Source organism: Mesorhizobium sp. M7A.F.Ca.MR.362.00.0.0 (assembly GCF_004023175.1).
GTDB lineage: Bacteria > Pseudomonadota > Alphaproteobacteria > Rhizobiales > Rhizobiaceae > Mesorhizobium.
In genome coordinates, this window is the sequence record NZ_RZTF01000082.1 from 2,510 (window position 1) to 19,677 (window position 17,168).

The 17,168-nt window shown below is 62.1% G+C and carries 12 protein-coding genes and 2 pseudogenes; 3 read left to right on the forward strand and 11 right to left on the reverse strand.

All coding sequences use genetic code 11. The annotated features are described in order from the left end of the window. The first annotated feature begins 266 nt into the window (after window positions 1-266). Window positions 267-576: pseudogene (locus EOC06_RS44815) on the forward strand (alkylphosphonate utilization protein). 13 nt (window positions 577-589) lie between these two features. On the opposite strand, the gene EOC06_RS13305 reads toward EOC06_RS44815, so the two are convergent. From EOC06_RS13305 to EOC06_RS13325, 5 genes and pseudogenes are all read right to left on the reverse strand, one after another. Beyond that, window positions 590-910 (reverse strand): hypothetical protein, encoded by a 321-nt coding sequence (locus EOC06_RS13305; RefSeq protein ID WP_245469560.1) that lies wholly within the window; start codon window positions 908-910, stop codon window positions 590-592. Next, a pseudogene (locus EOC06_RS13310) lies at window positions 910-1,789 on the reverse strand (hypothetical protein). Before EOC06_RS13310 ends, EOC06_RS13305 begins: the two are co-directional and overlap by 1 nt. Next, the gene (locus EOC06_RS13315; RefSeq protein WP_128307969.1) at window positions 1,786-2,262 is read right to left on the reverse strand and encodes a hypothetical protein; all 477 of its coding nucleotides are present in this window, start codon (window positions 2,260-2,262) and stop codon (window positions 1,786-1,788) included. Before EOC06_RS13315 ends, EOC06_RS13310 begins: the two are co-directional and overlap by 4 nt. Window positions 2,263-2,355: 93 nt before the next feature. After that, window positions 2,356-4,068 (reverse strand): ParB N-terminal domain-containing protein, encoded by a 1,713-nt coding sequence (locus EOC06_RS13320; protein WP_128307970.1) that lies wholly within the window; start codon window positions 4,066-4,068, stop codon window positions 2,356-2,358. 581 nt (window positions 4,069-4,649) lie between these two features. Next, the gene (locus tag EOC06_RS13325; RefSeq protein ID WP_095488754.1) at window positions 4,650-5,528 is read right to left on the reverse strand and encodes a LysR family transcriptional regulator; all 879 of its coding nucleotides are present in this window, start codon (window positions 5,526-5,528) and stop codon (window positions 4,650-4,652) included. A 161-nt stretch (window positions 5,529-5,689) separates the two neighbouring features. On the opposite strand from EOC06_RS13325, the gene EOC06_RS13330 reads away from it, so the two are divergent. Then, window positions 5,690-6,694 (forward strand): NADP-dependent oxidoreductase, encoded by a 1,005-nt coding sequence (locus EOC06_RS13330; protein ID WP_095488755.1) that lies wholly within the window; start codon window positions 5,690-5,692, stop codon window positions 6,692-6,694. A gap of 251 nt (window positions 6,695-6,945) precedes the next feature. Here the strand turns inward: EOC06_RS13330 and EOC06_RS13335 are convergent, their stop codons facing one another. The 5 genes from EOC06_RS13335 to EOC06_RS13355 all read right to left on the reverse strand — a co-directional run bounded on the left by EOC06_RS13335 (window position 6,946) and on the right by EOC06_RS13355 (window position 14,688). Further along, the gene (locus EOC06_RS13335; protein WP_128307972.1) at window positions 6,946-12,036 is read right to left on the reverse strand and encodes a helicase-related protein; all 5,091 of its coding nucleotides are present in this window, start codon (window positions 12,034-12,036) and stop codon (window positions 6,946-6,948) included. 125 nt (window positions 12,037-12,161) lie between these two features. Beyond that, on the reverse strand, window positions 12,162-12,563 hold the full coding sequence (locus EOC06_RS13340; RefSeq protein WP_095482614.1) for a DUF3085 domain-containing protein: 402 nt from the start codon (window positions 12,561-12,563) through the stop codon (window positions 12,162-12,164). Between the two features lie 15 nt (window positions 12,564-12,578). Further along, complete coding sequence (locus tag EOC06_RS13345) at window positions 12,579-13,181, reverse strand: DUF1419 domain-containing protein (protein ID WP_095482600.1); 603 nt, start codon at window positions 13,179-13,181, stop codon at window positions 12,579-12,581. A 182-nt stretch (window positions 13,182-13,363) separates the two neighbouring features. After that, window positions 13,364-14,287 carry a DUF3991 and toprim domain-containing protein gene (locus tag EOC06_RS13350; RefSeq protein WP_128307973.1) on the reverse strand — a complete coding sequence of 308 codons (924 nt, stop codon included), beginning with the start codon at window positions 14,285-14,287 and terminating at the stop codon, window positions 13,364-13,366. Window positions 14,288-14,505: 218 nt separating this feature from the next. After that, entirely contained in the window at window positions 14,506-14,688 is a 183-nt protein-coding gene (locus EOC06_RS13355) for a hypothetical protein (RefSeq protein WP_095488758.1), read from the reverse strand. A 195-nt stretch (window positions 14,689-14,883) separates the two neighbouring features. On the opposite strand from EOC06_RS13355, the gene EOC06_RS13360 reads away from it, so the two are divergent. After that, the gene (locus tag EOC06_RS13360) at window positions 14,884-16,044 is read left to right on the forward strand and encodes an IS110 family transposase (protein WP_206631185.1); all 1,161 of its coding nucleotides are present in this window, start codon (window positions 14,884-14,886) and stop codon (window positions 16,042-16,044) included. 843 nt (window positions 16,045-16,887) lie between these two features. Here the strand turns inward: EOC06_RS13360 and EOC06_RS13365 are convergent. Beyond that, a partial coding sequence (locus EOC06_RS13365; RefSeq protein ID WP_281062073.1) for an adenylate/guanylate cyclase domain-containing protein occupies window positions 16,888-17,168 on the reverse strand: 281 nt, incomplete at its 5' end.

Sequence of the window (17,168 nt, forward strand, 5' to 3'; positions counted from 1 at the left end):
GCCTTGAAGGGGCCAGCCGCCGGTTCAGACCGCGGCAAACCCGCCGGAAAGACCGGCCAGGGATGAATTCGGACATTGGCATGCGGGAGGAAATCAACTGTTTGATTCCCGCCGCCACACGATCCGCCTCCCGCCAGGCTGCGCGAGGGACGGCGTTGAACTTCGGCTCCTGCCGGTATCGGAGTGCGCCGGTCCGCTGCTGCGGATCAGATCTTCGGCCTGCTCCCACGTCGAACTGACAACGCACTGTATTTAATGCCGCCGCAATGACAGATCAGAACGACGACTACGTCTATGACGACGCGACAGGGGAATTGCGACCAGCGTCGGAGATGGCTGCCATGCAGCTACTGCCGAAAGCATCGAAGTGCGCGATGCCGCCGGCAAGGTGCTGGCCGACGGCGACTCCGTCGCCCTCGTCAAGGACCTCAAGGTCAAAGGCGCTGGGCAGAGCCTGAAGCAGGGCACGGTGATCAAAGTCGATCCGGCTGACCGACAAATCCTGACGAAATCGACTGCCGGAATGACGCGATCAAGGGGCTGGTGTTGCGAACCGAGTTCGTACGCAAGCGCTGACCAGGCCGCAGTATCAGGCGCGCCTCAGGTCCGGCGGGATTCTGTCACAGTGCTGCGATCGCAGCGTCCTGCCTTGCCAGTTTGCGAGATAGGCATCGATCTCGTGCTGCCTTTCCTGTGTGATCGCGGCAAGGTTCGATCGATATCGTTCCAGAAAGGTCCTGGCATCGGCAGGCTTTAGGCGTCGGTGGCCGGTACGCTGGGGCTTGAGCTGCGGAATAATCGCCGTCATCCGCCTTATGATCTGCCGGTCGATCATATCAAGCTGGCGCTGTGTCTGGCGCCGTGCCTCCTCCATGCGAAAGAGCTGCGCGCGGCGATCGCGGACAGACATTATGTGTCCCTCCCCTGCCAATCCATGAAGCTCGATGGCCCGCCATAGACACGATGGCGCGCAACATCGATGACGAATCCAAAGCGGCCGACATGGTATTGGTCGGTCGGAACGAGAAAGCGACGTTCCTCCGTGCCCGGTCCACGCCTGCCGCCGGGCGTCGCGATAACCTCGGTGAAACCGGCCTGGTGCTCGGTATCGCCGACACCACGACCCAGTTATCGGTAAGCATCTCGAAGAATCCCGCTCGTCCTTTTTCGCGGATTGGCCGGGTTCGAGCACCCTCCCGTGGATCGCCTCCCAGGCCTCCGGATACCAGTCGCGGATCGTCTTTTTCGCACAAGCCTTCTCGAAGTCCGTGAGGAGCTGCGGGAAGGCTTGGGCGACGGCCGCCCAATGGCAGTCCTCTTCATACCAGCCGCCATCGGCACGGAGCATGTCATGGACTTTGCGATTTCGTTCCGCCGAAAGATGGAACCCGCCATGGCCTGCAGTTGAGTGAGCCACGACGCCCTCGGCATAGACGGTCGCTCCCTGCGACGTTCCCCATGGCGTGTGGGCGCGGGAATCGATTTCGCGACGGCCAAGCGCTACGCGATGCTGCTGGTGGAGAGCGTTCTCCTCGACATGCGCGCGAAACGCCGCCTCGTCGGCAAGCTCGCCGGCATGGCCGTAGAAATCGCTGCGCGTCCATTCGGCCATGGGCCGGCGGATACGCCACCCCGTGACAAAATAGTACCGCCCGTTCCGGGCCGGAACCATGGCGAACGCCGTTTCACCGACAAGCGCAACGGGATAACCGTTGGCGCTGCGGCCAAAACAAACCCCCGCATTACCGGGGGCCTCGTCGTCTCGTATTCGGGGAGTGGCCGCGCTCATGCCGCCACCCTCCCCTCGACGGTATCCGCGGCCACGGCGTCGGCCGTCACCTCTTGCAGAACAGCTCGCGGATAGCCGTGCTGCGTCAGCCATTCCTCGGCATCAGCACGATGGCTGGCGAGATAGACCAGTTCGGCGTCTTCGCCGTCGCGGTCGAGCACCAGGACCGAGCCGATAGCGGGCCGCTCCTTGACCGCAAAGTTGAGATCGCTGTTCACCGAAAAACTCTGGTGAACACGCAGGACGACGGTGCCCTGGCTGCCATAATCGCCCTTGTGCAGGGTAATGGATGCCGGCAGCGTGGTGTTGCCGACGCGGGTTTCGGCCTGCTTGCGGATCAGCCGGCCGCCACTGTTGCGGTTCTCCCAGGCGGCGAGCTTCTTGCGATGCCGCTCGGGCGGGCGTGGTGTTCCATCGCGATAAGTTACGATCGAACCGAGTGGAACGAGGTCATAGATGGTTTGAGCCGACATGATGGGTCTCCGGTGTTTAGGGCGAAAACGAAACCGCCGCCGGCGAGGTCACCGGCGGCGGTAATGCAATCGGAAGGAAGAAAGCGCGCGCTGCTATTCGGCGGCCTCGCGGAAGCCTTCAGCGTCATCGTCGCCGGCATACTCGTGCGCTGGCTCGATGATCGCATCGCCGTCGAGCTCGTCCTGGTGCGCCGGCGTGCCGTCGTCCTCAGGCTGTTCCCTGGCCTCGTTCATCTTCAGCCAGGAGGTCAGCTTTTCCGGAGTGGGTGCAAACAGCGCCGACGGGTGGACGAAGCAGCCTTCCTTGAAATGCTCGACCAGCGCCGCACGGGTGTCCTTGACCTTCTGACGGGGCAGGACGGATGTATCGGCGCAGGCCGCTTCCAATGCCTGCCGCGACAGGCATGACAGGAAGTCCTCAGTCCCCATGTTGGCTAAGAAGTTGTCCGCGGCGATGATGTCGCCGGCGACACGGGCGACAACGCCGCTGTCCGAGCGATTCTCCCTGCAGGACAGAACGTCGATCAGCAAGGACCGCACGGCAATGCGCAGCGTGTCCATCTCGAACGCGAGCCTGCCCTCCTGGTCGAACAGGCGCGCGGCATGTTCGCCGAGGCCTGCGGCCCCGTAACAGGAGATGTCGCGGGCACCAGATGCCACTGTGACATTCTGGCCGGCGAAGGCGAGGACGAGCAGCGCCATCAGCGTGTCGTCCTCGATCGGTGCGCGCGACAGCGCCTCGTGCAGCGCGTCGGTACGCAGGTCGCCGATCATCTCTATGCCTTTGCGCGTCACGTCCGGACGCGGCTTTGCCGCAACGACGATATCATCGCCATCGGCCTCAACATCCGCGCCATTCCTGCCCTTGGGGTTTTTGGCCGCCGGCATGCGGTACGCGACCGACTGCACCTTGCCGTCGCGGTCGAGATACAGGGCGGTGTGATCGGACTTCGACGGCTTGCCGTAGACCCGCTCGGCCTTGGGCGGCAGCTTCGGCTCGCCCCACTGACCGGCTTCCACGATCACGACGCGCTTGGGCAGAGTGTTTGCCATCCACTCCTGCTGCGCGCCAAGGAAAGCCTCGACATCGACCGTATAGCGGCTGTCCTCGTCGGCCGGCGCGAACAGGTCCTCGACCCAGGCTATGCCGTAGGCGTGAGCGAGATCGTCACCGAAGCTGGCGTCGCGCGCGTACATGCGGCGCTTCGTCAGGCCCTGCGCCACGCTCCACCATGACACCTGGGGATCGGCCTTGGACGGCTTGTGCTTCTTCCAGACCTCCTTCTGCTCATCAAGCGAAGCCGACGCGATGGTGCGCAACTGCTGCTCGTTGGGCATGTCGCCCTTGGCCATCTGGTCCAACATGGCCGGCAGAACGTTGGCGAGCAGGCGCAGCTTCCTGATCTGGCGGACGGGAAGCGCTAAAGCGAGGGCGACGGCTTCCTCGGTCCAGCCGAGCGCAACCAGCCGCTCAATCGCGCGCCATTGGTCGACGGGATCGAGTTGCTCATGCGCCAGCGTCTCGGCCAGCGACCGCATTGCACCACCATCCTCGGCGTGCTCGATCACCAGCACGGCGATCTCTTCCAGACCCGCGGCAATCGCCTGCTTCACACGACGATGTCCGGCATCAATGACATAGCCGTTGCCGCCATCCGCTTCCGGCGCCACGACAGGTGGCTGCACGATGCCGACAGCGCGAATGGTAGCCAGCAGCAGCGCGTCGGCCTGCGGGCTGGACTTCGAGCGTCGCGCCTTGTCCGGGTTATCCTTCAGCGCACGCGGATCGACAAACTTCAGTTCCATGGAGATGCTCCTTCAAGGGGTTTGCGGACACCGCCGTTCGCGGGTCCTTCCTCGTCTTCTTCCCGAAGACATCCCCCGGCCCGCTGAGCGGACGGGCAGGTGCAACTGCGGCCGAGCATCCCTGCCGGCCAGATCAAGCGGGGCTCTTGAGCCCTGCGCAGAGCGATCGGCCGGGATCGCGAGCGGCGCGGTTGAGCGCCAGCGTCAGCGGCCCGCCCGATCTGCGAGAGGGCTTTATCCTTCCTCCGTTTTTCCTTTCCACCTCCCTGCGACGTGGATCTAGAGCACGTCCAGTTTAATCGGGATCACAATCCTGCAGCCGGCAAGCTGCGCCATGAAGTTCTAATCTAAGCCCGATGGCCACAATCGTTCCGATCATGACCACCTGATCGAGGTTCTCCTGGCGTACGACCGGTGATCTACGGCTTCGAAGGCACGTGCGATTGTCACCCCATCGCATGGCGCCTGGCTGGGGCTGGTTTTTCGAGGTGCGCTGGTGTCGTCGCTTGGGAGGCTCGGCCGAACTCGAGGGGGCCTGCACAACAGTTGGGACAAGAATGATCCTGGCAGCATTCTAGTGTTCAACTACCGAAAACTTCAGCCAAGTAGTCGATGAACACTCGTATCTTCTGCGGTGTATGGCGCCGTTGCGCATAAAAGGCGTAAATTGATTGCTCCACGGGTTCGTAGTGTGGCAGCAGCTGCACCAGACGGTTTTCTGCAAGGTCGTCTGCGACCATAAAATCCGGGAGCAATGAATAGCCATATCCGGTCAGGCAAGCGTTTTTGACCGCACGTGCGGAGTTCATTCTAAAGTGTTGCGGAACTTCGAAGTCGATGATTTCGCCTAAAAACCTAAACTGGTGTGTTCGCCCCCATTCTCCGCTGACTTGCGTGACCGATGGATAGCTTCTGATTTCGTCGAATGATTTGGGCATCCCAAACCTTCGACAAACTTCGGGAGAGGCAACAAATACTATTCTTTGAGTATATATCTTCTGCGCGATCATAGATGAATCTCTTAATGGACCGACTCGAATTGCAACATCGTAATGCTCCTCGATAAGATCAACCAAGCGGTTGCCGAGATCGAGTGAGATGTCTAGCTGGGGAAACCTTCGCAAGAACTCAGGCAAGGCGGGTGCCAGGCATTCGTTGCCGAAAGCCATGACGCACGACACGCGCAACTGCCCGCGCGGAGTTTCGTGGCGCTCGCGAACCACGCTCCGCATAGTATCGAGCTCCTCGAGTATGCCAGAGCTTTTTTGCACGAACTCCATTCCTGCATCAGATAAGTTGAGTTGACGGGTGGTCCGGTTGAAGAGACGCACCCCCAAATCGGCCTCCAGCTCAGCCATGATTCGACTGACTGAAGGCGCGGAAAGTCTCAACTCCCGGCTCGCTGCGGTAAAACTCCCATGGCGCGCAACCTCGATTGCGATGCGCATCGCCGTCACCATATCCACCCAGACACTCTTTCAAAATCTAAAACAATGTTTCTCCGAAATGCCTATTATCACGGCATGCAAACTGATGCATTCAAGAAGCAAGTGCGTCATGGTTTGAGGGACAGAACCCGACCCAGATATCGGAGCACCTGTGCTCGTAAGGAGAGACCGCCATGGCCAAGAATCCTAGTTGGGTACTGCGGAGTTATCCGTCGGGAATGCCGACGGTCGGCAACTGGATGCGGGAAGATCGCCCGATTCCGGAACCCGCAGAGGGAGAACTGCTCCTCAAGACCTTGTGGCTCTCGGTGGATCCGTACATGCGCGGCAGGATCAGTCCGGCGAAAAATTACGCCGCTGGCTTTGGATTGGGGGATCTGATGTCGGGAGGCGGAATCGGGGAAGTGATCTCATCCGGATCTCCTGATTTCAAGCCTGGTGACATTGTCATGAGTGACTATTTTGGATGGCAGCCTTTCACGAGCATTCCTGCGTCCTCAGCCAAGGTTGTGACCGCCACCGACGCCCCCGTGCAAGCCTCGCTCAGCTACCTGGGTATGCCGGGTCTGACGGCATATTTTTCGCTTCTCAAGACCGGCAAGCCGAAACAAGGCGAGACAGTCTTGATCTCGGCGGCCTCGGGTGCCGTGGGGCAGATTGCGGGGCAAATCGCGCGGATAAAGGGACTTGACCCGGTTGCTATTGTGGGCACGGACGCAAAACTCGAATGGTGCAAAAAGCTTGGGTATCGCCAAGGCATCAACCACCGAACATCGACTGACCTGGTGGCCGATGTCGCCGCTGCGTGCCCAAACAGAGTGGACGTATTTATCGATAACACTGCGGGACCGATCCACGATGCGGCGATGTTAAATCTTAATACGTTCGGTCGAGTTGTGATCGTCGGGACGATTGCTTTGGCTGATCGATTCGATCAACCAGATATCGGCTTGAGACACCTCAGGAAAACTCTGATCACTCGGGCTCGGATCGAAGGTTTCTTGCTTGATGACCATGAACACGAATTTGAGACGGCAAAGGCCGACCTGCTATCCTGGTATAAACAGGGACTTCTTGAGACAAAAGAAGACGTCGCTGAAGGGATCGAGGCGGTACCTTATGCCTTTGTGCGCATGTTGAATGGGGAGAACTTTGGTAAGCAGCTAATAAAACTGTGAAACCAAATGGTCTTTTGTCATTGATTGCGGCCGGGATGCGTGAGCTCTTTATCCTCCTAGGTGGCCGGTTGGCACGAATGGCCCTGCTTGAAAGGGCGATCCGAGACGGGCGCCGCCACGATTTGTATCGCGGCTTGCGCACTGTGGTGATCGGATATCGGCGCGCCTCCTGTATCGCCTGCACCCGAGCCCCTTGAACCTTTGCCGCCGGTCAATGCCTGACACAATGACCGGCAGCTGTGTCGAGCCTGCTATGCGGCTGCACGCTGATCCTGACCATCAATCGAAGACCCAAGATCGGTTTCGATTTCCGCAAGCTGCCGGCGCTTCTCAGCCAATTCGCCAGAGAATCCGAACTCGCCGCCCTCACGCGAGCGATAGGAGGTGAGCCTGCGCTCGGCATCCTCAAGACGCTGGCGATATCGTTCCTGCTCGCCCTCGAAGCCGGCCAAGGCATGCTCTAGCCTGGCGATGGCGCCAAGCGGCCCGGTGGTCACCGGGATCTCGATCCCATAATCGGCACCGGTGCGCATCAGCATGGTGGCATAGCGGTAGCCGTCTTTGCCGAACCGCTCGCCGGAATAGTCGAAATCGAACCCGCCGATGGAGGCGACAGTGGTTTCGCCTTGCTGCTGAAGCTGCACGAGAGTCAGGATTTCCTTCATCAGCGCACGACCGGCGAGTTTGCGCTCGGTGAACGCGTCGCCCCCGACCACCATGCTGAACCGATCGCCGGTCGTCGGCACGAGGCGCTCGATATCCTTCCCGACCTCGCCGAGGCGCCGGGTCGAGTATTCGATATCGCGCTCGGCATCGCGGATCTGCCGTCGAACGGCGTGCTCATCATCAATGTGGGCCGCGCGAAGGCGCTCCAGACGGGCAATGTCTGCCTCCAGACCCGCCTTCTGCATCAGACGCGGATCGCCCGAGGCGATCGCCTTGGCCATCGCGAACTGGTTGGCCTGCCCCTCACCCATATCCTCCAACCGCCGGATGGACGTGTCTCCGGAAAGTGCGGCCGCGATGAACCGGGCCTTGCGCTCGTTGTTCTGCCACATCTGGGCGTCCATCGATCCTTCGGTGGCGTAGGCGAAGATATCGATGACATCGTGCTGGTTGCCCTGCCGCAGTATACGGCCTTCGCGCTGCTCGATCTGGGAAGGAAGCCACGGCACGTCGAGATGATGCAGCGCCTTGAGGCGGAGCTGCGCGTTGACGCCGGTGCCCATCGTGTCGGAGGAGCCGATCAGGAACCGGACCTTGCCGGCCCGCACATCACCGAACAGGCGCTGCTTGGCTTCCGCCTTCTTGAACTCCTGCATGACGGCAATTTCCGATGCCGGAACGCCCCTGCGGACCAGTTCATCCCTGATCCAACGATAGGCTGAGAAGCCGCGGCTTTTCTCGACACTGATCGTGCCGAGATCGGAGAAGATCATCTGCGCTGCGCCCGGAAGCTCGAACGGCTTGCCGTCGGCGCGGACATAGCTGCTTTGCGCTGTTTCCTGCCAGATACGGTAGGCATTGCCGATCAGGTCGTTGAGCTTGTTATCCGGCTCATTGTCATTGTCGGGATCGACCAGGCGCAGGTCGATCGCGGCGTGCCGGCCATCGGTGATGACCGAGAGCAGGATGTCGTCACCAGCCTCTGCCGGACGTTCGCGTTCCTCGATGGCCTTGATGCGGGCGTCGAGCACCATCTGGTAGCGCTTGAAGGCCGCAGACGGCTTAGCGGTGATGATCTGACGTGCGCCGGTCGAAAGCGCCGGCACTTTCACATATTCGCGAAGATCTTCCGGCAGCACCACATCCGCGAAGGAGCGGAACATTGCGATCAGCTCCGGCACGTTGACGAAGGTGGCGAAGCGCGTCACCGGCTTGTATTTTCCGGATGGCTGCAATTCGAGTTCGGTCGTGACGTCGCCGAAGGTCGAAGCCCAGGCGTCGAACTCGTGCAGGCCGCGCTGAAGCAGCGCCTCGTAACCGAGATAGCGCTGCACCGAGAACATCTCGCCAAGCGTATTGGTGATGGGCGTGCCGGAAGCCAGCACGAGCGCCCGGCCCGGATTCTTCCGGTCCACGAACCGGGACTTCACATAAAGGTCCCAGGCCCGCTGGGAGCCGTTCGGATCGACGCCCTTGAGCGTGGACATGTTGGTGGCGAAGCTGAGTTTCCTGAACTCCTGGGCTTCATCGACGATGATCTGGTCGACGCCGATCTCGGAGATGGTCAGCAGGTCGTCCTTACGGGTCGCCAGGGCTTCCAGCCGTTCCCTGAGCCCCTCCTTCAGCCGCTCGAGGCGCTTGCGCGAGACGCGGTCGTCGCTCTCGACCTTGGTCAGCAGCATCTCGTAGAGCTCGAGCTCGTCCTGGATCATCTGTTGCTCGAAGGCCGACGGCACGCCGATGAAGCGGAAGGCGCTGTGCGTGATGATGATCGCGTCCCAGGCGGCGGTCGCCGCCCGTGACAGGAAGCGATGCCGCTTGTCCTTGGAAAAATTCGTCTCATCGGCCACGAGGATTCGTGCGGTCGGATAAAGCGCCAGAAATTCGCGAGCCGCCTGTGCAAGGCAATGGCCGGGAACGACCAGCATGGCCTTGGCGATCAGGCCAAGCCGGCGCTGCTCCATGACGGCCGCGGCAATCGTCATGGTCTTGCCGGCGCCGACGGCATGGGCAAGGTAAGTCGAGCCGGCCGAGACGATGCGCCAGATGCCGCGCTTTTGGTGCCCATAAAGAGAAAAGGCGCCGGAGGCGCCTGGAAGTTGCAGGTGATCCCCGTTGAATCTTCGGGGGGCGATGTTGTTGAAGCGGTCATTATAGACCCGCGCCAGCCGGTCGGTCTGGTCGGGATCGGACCAGATCCAGGTCTGGAAAGCGGTCTTGATCTTCTGCAGCTTTTCCTTGGCGGCTTCCGTATCTACAACATTGAGCACGCGCTTTTCAGCATGGCCCTCCTTCACCGTGTCGAAGATCTGCGGCACCCTGCTGTTCAGCGCGTCGGCTATGAGCTCGCCGGCATGACGGCGATCGGTGCCCCATTCGGACGTGCCGGCCGCCATCCATGCCAACTGGCGTGCCTCGACGGTCCACGACGCCAGCTCCGGCATGTGGTGGATCCTGATCTCGGCACCCATCGTCTGCTTGACGAAGGCGGCAACATCGGCGGCGGGTATCCATGGCGCGCCGAGACGCGCGGTGATATCCGAGGGACGAAGATCGGCCGGCTGCACGCCCTGCAGCGCCGTGACGTTGCGCTCATAGGCGAAATCGAGGGCGGCTGCGGCTTCCGCGACCTTCAACTTGTCGCGGACCTGACCGGAGAGATAGGCGTCGGCCGTTTGCCACGAACCGGTCTCCGGATCGCGGTAGATGGCGTCACCCAGCTCGCCAATGACGTCATCGACATCCTCATGCAGCAATTCGGCGATGTGATCGATGTCAATATGGCCGCGTTCGTTGAGCACGACGGCAAGCGCATCGGAGGCCGATGTGATGATGGGTGCTGCGGGCGGCGCGATGACGCGCTCGGTGAAAATCGGACCCGGCCGGGCGGTATTGGTTTCGATATCGTAGTCTTCGATAGAAGCGACCAGCCAGCAATCGGGATCATCGAGGCAGGGTTGCAGGTTGGGGCGGCGATGTGTTTCGCGCACTTCGCCGATTTCGGCATCCCCACTCACCGACATGGTAGTGAAGTTGATGGGCCCGAAGTCGCGCACAAAATTCGACCAGGCGATGCGCAGCTTGACTTGGGCCGGCTTCCACGGCCGGTTGAGCTCCTGTGCCTTCAGGACTTCACGCACGGCATCACGGATGGGGATGAATTTGCGGATGATACGCGCGTGCTTTTCGGGGATGCCTTCGGCGGTGCGGCCCTTGCGGATGGTGATGCTCACTGCAGCGCCATCGATCATCTGCGCAAGGGCGGTATTTTTCGCGACGAAGAAACTGCCCTCGCGCACTCCGGCGCCTTCCGGCAGGGCATCCACGACATCGGCACTGTCATCGGCGTCATGATCAATCTCGTCCGGCTCGCCGTCATAAATGGCTTGCGGAAGGAGGGAGATCGCAGCCGTGAGCGCCCGCTCCAGATGGACACCGGGATGAGGCAGGCAGGAATAGGCCTCGCCGTAAGGCCCCGAGATAGTGGCATGCGTGCCGAGCACGAAATCCGGGTGGCGCGCGAACCAGCGGTTGACGCGGATCGCGCCTTCACCCTCCGTCGCCTGGCGGAGTTCCTCGATGTCGAGCCAGGACAAATCACTTTCGGACTCGGTGACCTTGCGCTTGCGGAAAAACAGCACGTCGACCACGACGTCCGTGCCGGCGTCGGCCCGGAAGCTGCCTTCGGGCAGGCGGATGGCGGCGATCAGGTCCGCCGTTTTGGCGATATGCTCACGCGCAGAGGAATCCGCCTTGTCCAAAGTGCCGGAGCTGGTGACGAAGGCGGCGAAAGCGCCCGGCTTCAACAGGTCGACGGACCGGGCGATGAAATAATCGCGCAGGCGCAGGCCGAGCGAGCGATAGGCCCAGTCGGAGCGAATGGTGCGATCGGAAAATGGCGGATTACCGATGGCAAGATCGAAGCTCGCCGGCAGCTCCGTGCGGGCGAAATCGCCAGTGACGATACGCGCGCGCGGCTGCAACAGCCTTGCGATGCGTGCCGTGACCGGATCGAGTTCGATCCCGGTGACGTGTGACACAACGCGTAGCGCTTCGGGCATCAGCGCCGGAAACAGGCCCGTGCCGATGCCGGGCTCGAGCACACGGCCGCCGCGCCAGCCGAGCCGCTGCAGGCCTGACCACATCGCGCGGACGATGAACTCCGGCGTGAAGTGGGCATACTGGGTGCAGCGGGTGAGCGAGGCGTAGTCGATCTCGCCGACGGTATCCTCCAGAGAAGAGCCGATCTCGTCCCAGCCTTTGCGGAAGTCGACCTCGCCGGGGCGGCGGAAGACGCCATTGGCAAGGTCGGACGCGCCGAAGCCGGTGAAGCGGATCAGCCTCTCCTGCTCCCCGAGCGTGGCCGGGCGCTCGTCCGCTTCGATCTCGGCGGCGAGCCGGATCGCCGCGATGTTGCCGCGCGCCCGCTCCTTCCAGCCCCGCGCCAGGCCACGGCTACCAGCGAGATGGAAGTTCGACCCGCGCGCCCGGCAGGCGGTCGATGGTCGCCGCACGATTGCCGCGCTCGGCAGCGCGGGCGCCGGCGACGACGGATCGGGATCGTCGTCACCGTCGGGCTCGACAGCGTCGCCAAAGGCCGTCACGCCGAGGCCGAGGCCGGAGGAAAGCGCGGTGTTGCCGAAAAGATCGATGGTGAAAGGATCGTCATGCGACATGTCTGGATCTCCTGAATGAGGGCGCACGTCGCCGTTCCGCTGGAAGGCTCCAGCCGGCCGGACGTGCGCGGGATGTGGGGTTTGGGATGTTGGACGGCCGCCGGACGGCGCCCACCGACGGATCGCTAATCTCGCTCGATCACGAAGAGCTGCATCGAGTCCTGCAGGAACGCGATGCGCAGATGCGTGCAGCCGGGACTGGCTGCGATCAGGGCCTCAAGGCCTTCGGCGTCGAGGAAATCCACGCCGTCGTCGCCGCCGAACGTCCGGCGTTTGACCTCGAACCAGTCGTCGTTCTTGCGCGGATCGCATTCCTCGGCGTAAGCGACGAGCGGCTTCGCCCCCTTGGGGAGCTCGCCGTTGGAGCATAGGTAGACGCCGTGGTCTCCGACGAGCCAGAGACCGGGCTTCCGGTTGTCGGCGGCGGGTAGTCCGAGGTGGGGATCGCGAAACCCGCCATTGGCTTTTGCGTCGGCAATCCCGCGAGCGATGACCTCGCGGACGGCGGCGATGGGAAACGTCAACATCATCTCACGCCTCCGTCACGCCGCGATCGCGTCTGGGAGATAGCGCAGATGCACGGGCAGCTTCGCCGCGATCTCATCATCGGTGAGCTCTTCCAGCAGCTTCAGCGTGGTGCCCTGGCGGCCGCCATAGAAAATCACCGTGCGCTTGCCGCGGTCGCGTTCCGGCCAGCGCTCCCCGGCGTAGCCGCGATAGTCGTCGTGGGTGCTCGACCAGATGTGCTCCAGGCGCTCCTCGCGGGTCATCGCCCGAACGGGACGGGTTTCGCGTTCGACGATCGCATCGCGCATCTGCTCGGGCGAGCCCTTGTCGAGCAGGTCGCAATAGCCGTGGAAATACCGCATGCGGCCATCGATGTTCAGGACGTAGAAGATGCTGGTGATGCGGTCGGTGAGAAACTCACGCAACGCGAACATCTCGCCTCGCATCCAGAGCGGCGGCAGGACCTCGAACATGTAGTCGTGCTCAGCCCGTGAGATCTCGAACCATTCGCCGCGGTACAAAGCACTGGCATCGTCCTGGAACCGATCAGGACGCTGAGCGTGGCGGTCGAACATGCGGAACATCTGCCGGCGATCGGCGATGCCATGATAAACCTTGCGGACGGACAAGAGGGTCATGGGTGGGCTCCTTTCAGCCTCGTCGGGCTGGAGCGCGGCTCATCCACTCGATGTCGCCATCCTCTTCCGCCCTTCCTGACCCCTCCTCCGCGGCCGCCTCTCCGTCCGGCCGGGTCAAGGGCCGCGAAGCGGGCGCAGCTTTACCCTTGACGCGGCCGGCGGGCATGCGGCAGCCAGGCTTCTTATTTCCTCTTTTCTCGCTTTCCCCGGTTCTTCACCCTTGCCTTGAGCTCGGAGTTCCAGTCCTCCTCGTGCGGGCGGAGACGTTCGAAGCCGCAGCTAGCCTCGCGGGCGACCGCTTCGAGGCGAACCGCGTAGGTGTTGCCCTGCGCGTTGTTGTCCGTGGCGGCGACCAGCAATAGGCCCTCCCGCGCCGCCAGCAGCCGGATAGCCGCATCGGTGACAGGAGCCCAGCCGCCCCCGGTACTGACATAGAGGCTATCGCGCCGAGTGCTCTCGAGCGCGGCGAGACTCATGGCGTCGATGGCGGCCTCGGTGACGCAGAGACGGAGCGCATCGCAGAAGCCAAACCGGAACAGCACCTTCGCGCCGCCGGTCGAAAAGCCGCGCCATTCCGGACCGCGCTCCTCCCAGCCGGTCACGCCCCCCTCCCCGTCCCTGTGAGCCGCCCACATGCTGCGGCTAGGGCCCTCCCGCAGCAGATCATGACGGATGGCGGCGCTGATCACGGCTTCCGGAAGATGGCGATCGTCGCGCAGGTAGCGCCATGTCATCGATCCCGGCCAGGGCTTGCGGCGGCCGCTCCAGCGTTCGGCGACGCCGAGATCGGGCTTGCGATGCCGGGCCTGCCTCTTCCACACAGGCTCGCGCGGCGCGTAGCCGACCAGGCGGGCGACCAGCAACTTCGCCTCCCCGAAACCGACCCCATGCAGATGGGTCATCAGCGAGAACACATCCCCCTTCGCGTCAGAGAGCGGATCGAACCAGCCTTTTCCGTCATGGATCACGATGACGATCTGGTCGCCCCGCCGGTATTTGACCGCACGTCGGGTACTCTCCTTCAGGTCGATCGCGTAACCGGCCTGATCCAGCGCCGCCGCGCAGGCCACCCTTTGTCGAAGTTCATCGAGTTCGTCCTGTTCCATGTCCCTCTTTCGTGCGCCGCAGGCGCCCGCCTTCCTTCAGGTTTTCTTTCCCGCATCTTGCGGGGCGCCTTCCGGATGCCGCGAAGAGCAAAGGCGGCAAGGGCGCGGCTGGCAATGTGTGTTTTTGCACCGCGCCGTCGCCCGCGGGCCAGCCGCGGCGCAGCTTCCCTTGCCGCCGCAAGCTCGCAAGCCGCACCTCCGGGAGGAGGGAAGCCGGCTCAATGAGCCGGCCCGTGTTCAAATGGATCGTATTCGGCGAGGGTCTCGACCTCATCGTCGTCGAGTTCGGCGCTCGGCAGGACGCCGAATTCGTCGCCGGAGCGGAAGAGCGTGACCGGGACCATGAGGGTGCGGGCGAGCTGGAAGGCGTGGCTTTGGGCGAGGGACAGATCTTGCGACATCTGAGGGCTCCATCCTCGGAGCGGGCCAATTCCCGCTCGATGGCTCCTCAAGGGTCGGGCTCCGGGCGCGATCACCGCAGAGGCGAAGCCGGCGCGACCGCAGCTTGCTAGATCCCATGGGTGGAGGGCGGCCGGCGTTTTTGCAGAATGAGGCTGCTTGATTCATCCCACTCATTCTGAAGGCGACCCATGCATATGATAGACCAACCCGTAAGGCCGACCGCCATCCGCACTGATCTCGGCGCAATATTCGTTTCGTTGGAACTCAGCCGATCAACCTGGCTGGTAACCTCGTTGTCGCCGGCGAACGGAGAGAAGATGTCAAAGCATTCCGTAGGGGCTGGCGATACAGCCGGGCTGTTCGCGCGATTCACGCAGCTGCGTGAGAAATGCCGCCAAAGAACCGGCTACAGCTTTCCGATCATCACCATTCAGGAGGCCGGTCTCGACGGCTTCTGGCTACATCGCGTACTGGAAAAGGAAGGCGTCGAGAGCAATGTCGTTGACCCGGCATCGATCTCAACATCACGCCGGCGCCGGCGAGCCAAAACTGACCGTATTGACGGTGAAACGTTGCTGCGGACCTTAATGGCCTACAAAAGAGGAGAGCCTCGCGTATGCGCAATGGTGCACGTCCCATCACCCGAGGAAGAGGATCAGCGGCGAGTTTCCCGCGAGCGCAAGACACTGACCGGTGAGCGCGTTACACACGTAAATCGGATCAAGGGACTGCTGTATTCACAGGGAATATCGGGCTACGAGCCGCTGCATAAAGACCGCCGCAAGCGCCTCGACGAGTTGAAGACTGGAGACGGGCGCGACCTACCTGTCCACCTGAAAAGACAGGTCTGCCGAGAGCTGGATCGCCTGGAGCTGCTGCTCGAACAGATCAAATCTGTAGAAGCCGAACGCAATGCGCTCCTTGGGCCTCAGGTCAATAAAGCCAACCAGCCTCAGGTCGAAATGCTCCTGGGCATCAAGGGAATTGGCGCTGAGGTCGCAACGATTTTGTGGACGGAGGCACTATATCGCCATTTCGATAATCGCCGCCAGATAGCCTCCTACGCGGGTCTTGCCCCTACGCCGTGGCAAAGCGGTTCAATCGATCGGGAACAAGGCGTGTCGAAGGCCGGCAATCCCCGACTCCGGGTCACGCTTGTACAGACGGCTTGGCTCTGGTTGAGGCATCAGCCGAATTCCGCGCTCTCCAAGTGGTTTCGCGAGCGTACGCAAGCCAATCATGGTCGTCGGAAGAAATCAACGATCGTGGCGCTGGCGCGAAAATTGCTCGTGGCACTTTGGAAGTACGTGACATCAGGTGTGCTGATGGAAGGCGTCATCACAAACAAAGTCTAAGTTCTTAATCCTTCTCGAAATCTACCGGGACCTGATCAGTTCTGGCAGATCCAGGTCGACGAACCGGGGGTCCGCATGGCTAACCGCCGTTTTGCTAGAATGGTCTCGTCGTCCTGAGCCTGGCCGCCGTATGCGGGATATTGGTGCAGCCGAATTTTAACGGCGACCGGATGTGAGGTTGATAGGCTCAGCTGTGAGCCGTGTCATGGAATTGGCTCAGACCTGGATTCTGAAATTCTCCGGAGGTTAGCATGCAGCATTGACAACAAACGTCCCATGTGAGCGGACCCCTTCAGGGGTTGATCGTGGAAGATCCGGAGCTGGACCAGGAAGCCATCTCAAGAGAGCGGGATTGGGCTGCGGGCCGAGCCCGCGTGCCGCCCGATCGGCTCACACATTGAAGGGGTCAGGACAAGAACTGTTCCCTCGAACGCGCTAAGACGAACGGAAAGCGAACACCGCGATCGGCATTGGCTTTCCCGAACGGACTGCTTGGCAGCTGTGCTGCTCTGCGACCTCTGGGAAGGTGAAAATATCAACACTTCTCGGACCTTCCACCGGAGGTGTTGAACGGGAAGCCTGACCCGAAGCGGCCCTTCCTGGACCGAATTTCCTTCCCGGAAGCCGACGTTCACCAGAACCACCAGTCTTGACCCCCAAACCGGTCCTTGCTGGGCCGATTTGGCGGCTCGTAAGCGGACGTTGCCCGGAACCAGCGACTTTGCACCGTTCCTGCCGTTCCAATTGAAATCAGCTACGGCGCTAGGTGACCCGGCTCCAGTCATTCCCAAAGCCGTCGGCTTCTTCAAGCCGCCGATCAGCGGCATGGAAGTGGCATGTTACTCAGCCCGCTTGGGCGCGCTGAACGTCCATAGGGGGCGATGCTGACGTCGCGACTTTGCCAAGCTGGAAGACCTCCGTCGCCTCGCCGCGGCCGCGCAGCCGGTGCTTGCCCGCCGGGATCCTTTCGAACCTTTCGTCGAGCCGCGACGCGGTCTCGCCGGAAATGGCGATTGCGGCGGTGGCGCCCGGTTCGAGCTGCTTGCCGAGGTCCTGCAGCCGCTGGCTGACGTTCACTGTGTCGCCGACGATCGTATAGTTGACGCGGTCGGATGCGCCGATAT

What these genes read in the sequence shown, in the direction of transcription:
- EOC06_RS13325 (WP_095488754.1), bottom strand. Translation starts at nt 5,528, where the DNA reads ATGGTGACGGCGATGCGCATCGCAATCGAGGTTGCGCGCCATGGGAGT.
- EOC06_RS13330 (WP_095488755.1), top strand. Translation starts at nt 5,690, where the DNA reads ATGGCCAAGAATCCTAGTTGGGTACTGCGGAGTTATCCGTCGGGAATG.
- EOC06_RS13345 (WP_095482600.1), bottom strand. Translation starts at nt 13,181, where the DNA reads ATGACCCTCTTGTCCGTCCGCAAGGTTTATCATGGCATCGCCGATCGC.
- EOC06_RS13335 (WP_128307972.1), bottom strand. Translation starts at nt 12,036, where the DNA reads ATGTCGCATGACGATCCTTTCACCATCGATCTTTTCGGCAACACCGCG.
- EOC06_RS13350 (WP_128307973.1), bottom strand. Translation starts at nt 14,287, where the DNA reads ATGGAACAGGACGAACTCGATGAACTTCGACAAAGGGTGGCCTGCGCG.
- EOC06_RS13320 (WP_128307970.1), bottom strand. Translation starts at nt 4,068, where the DNA reads ATGGAACTGAAGTTTGTCGATCCGCGTGCGCTGAAGGATAACCCGGAC.
- EOC06_RS13340 (WP_095482614.1), bottom strand. Translation starts at nt 12,563, where the DNA reads ATGTTGACGTTTCCCATCGCCGCCGTCCGCGAGGTCATCGCTCGCGGG.
- EOC06_RS13360 (WP_206631185.1), top strand. Translation starts at nt 14,884, where the DNA reads ATGATAGACCAACCCGTAAGGCCGACCGCCATCCGCACTGATCTCGGC.
- EOC06_RS13315 (WP_128307969.1), bottom strand. Translation starts at nt 2,262, where the DNA reads ATGTCGGCTCAAACCATCTATGACCTCGTTCCACTCGGTTCGATCGTA.
- EOC06_RS13305 (WP_245469560.1), bottom strand. Translation starts at nt 910, where the DNA reads ATGTCTGTCCGCGATCGCCGCGCGCAGCTCTTTCGCATGGAGGAGGCA.
- EOC06_RS13355 (WP_095488758.1), bottom strand. Translation starts at nt 14,688, where the DNA reads ATGTCGCAAGATCTGTCCCTCGCCCAAAGCCACGCCTTCCAGCTCGCC.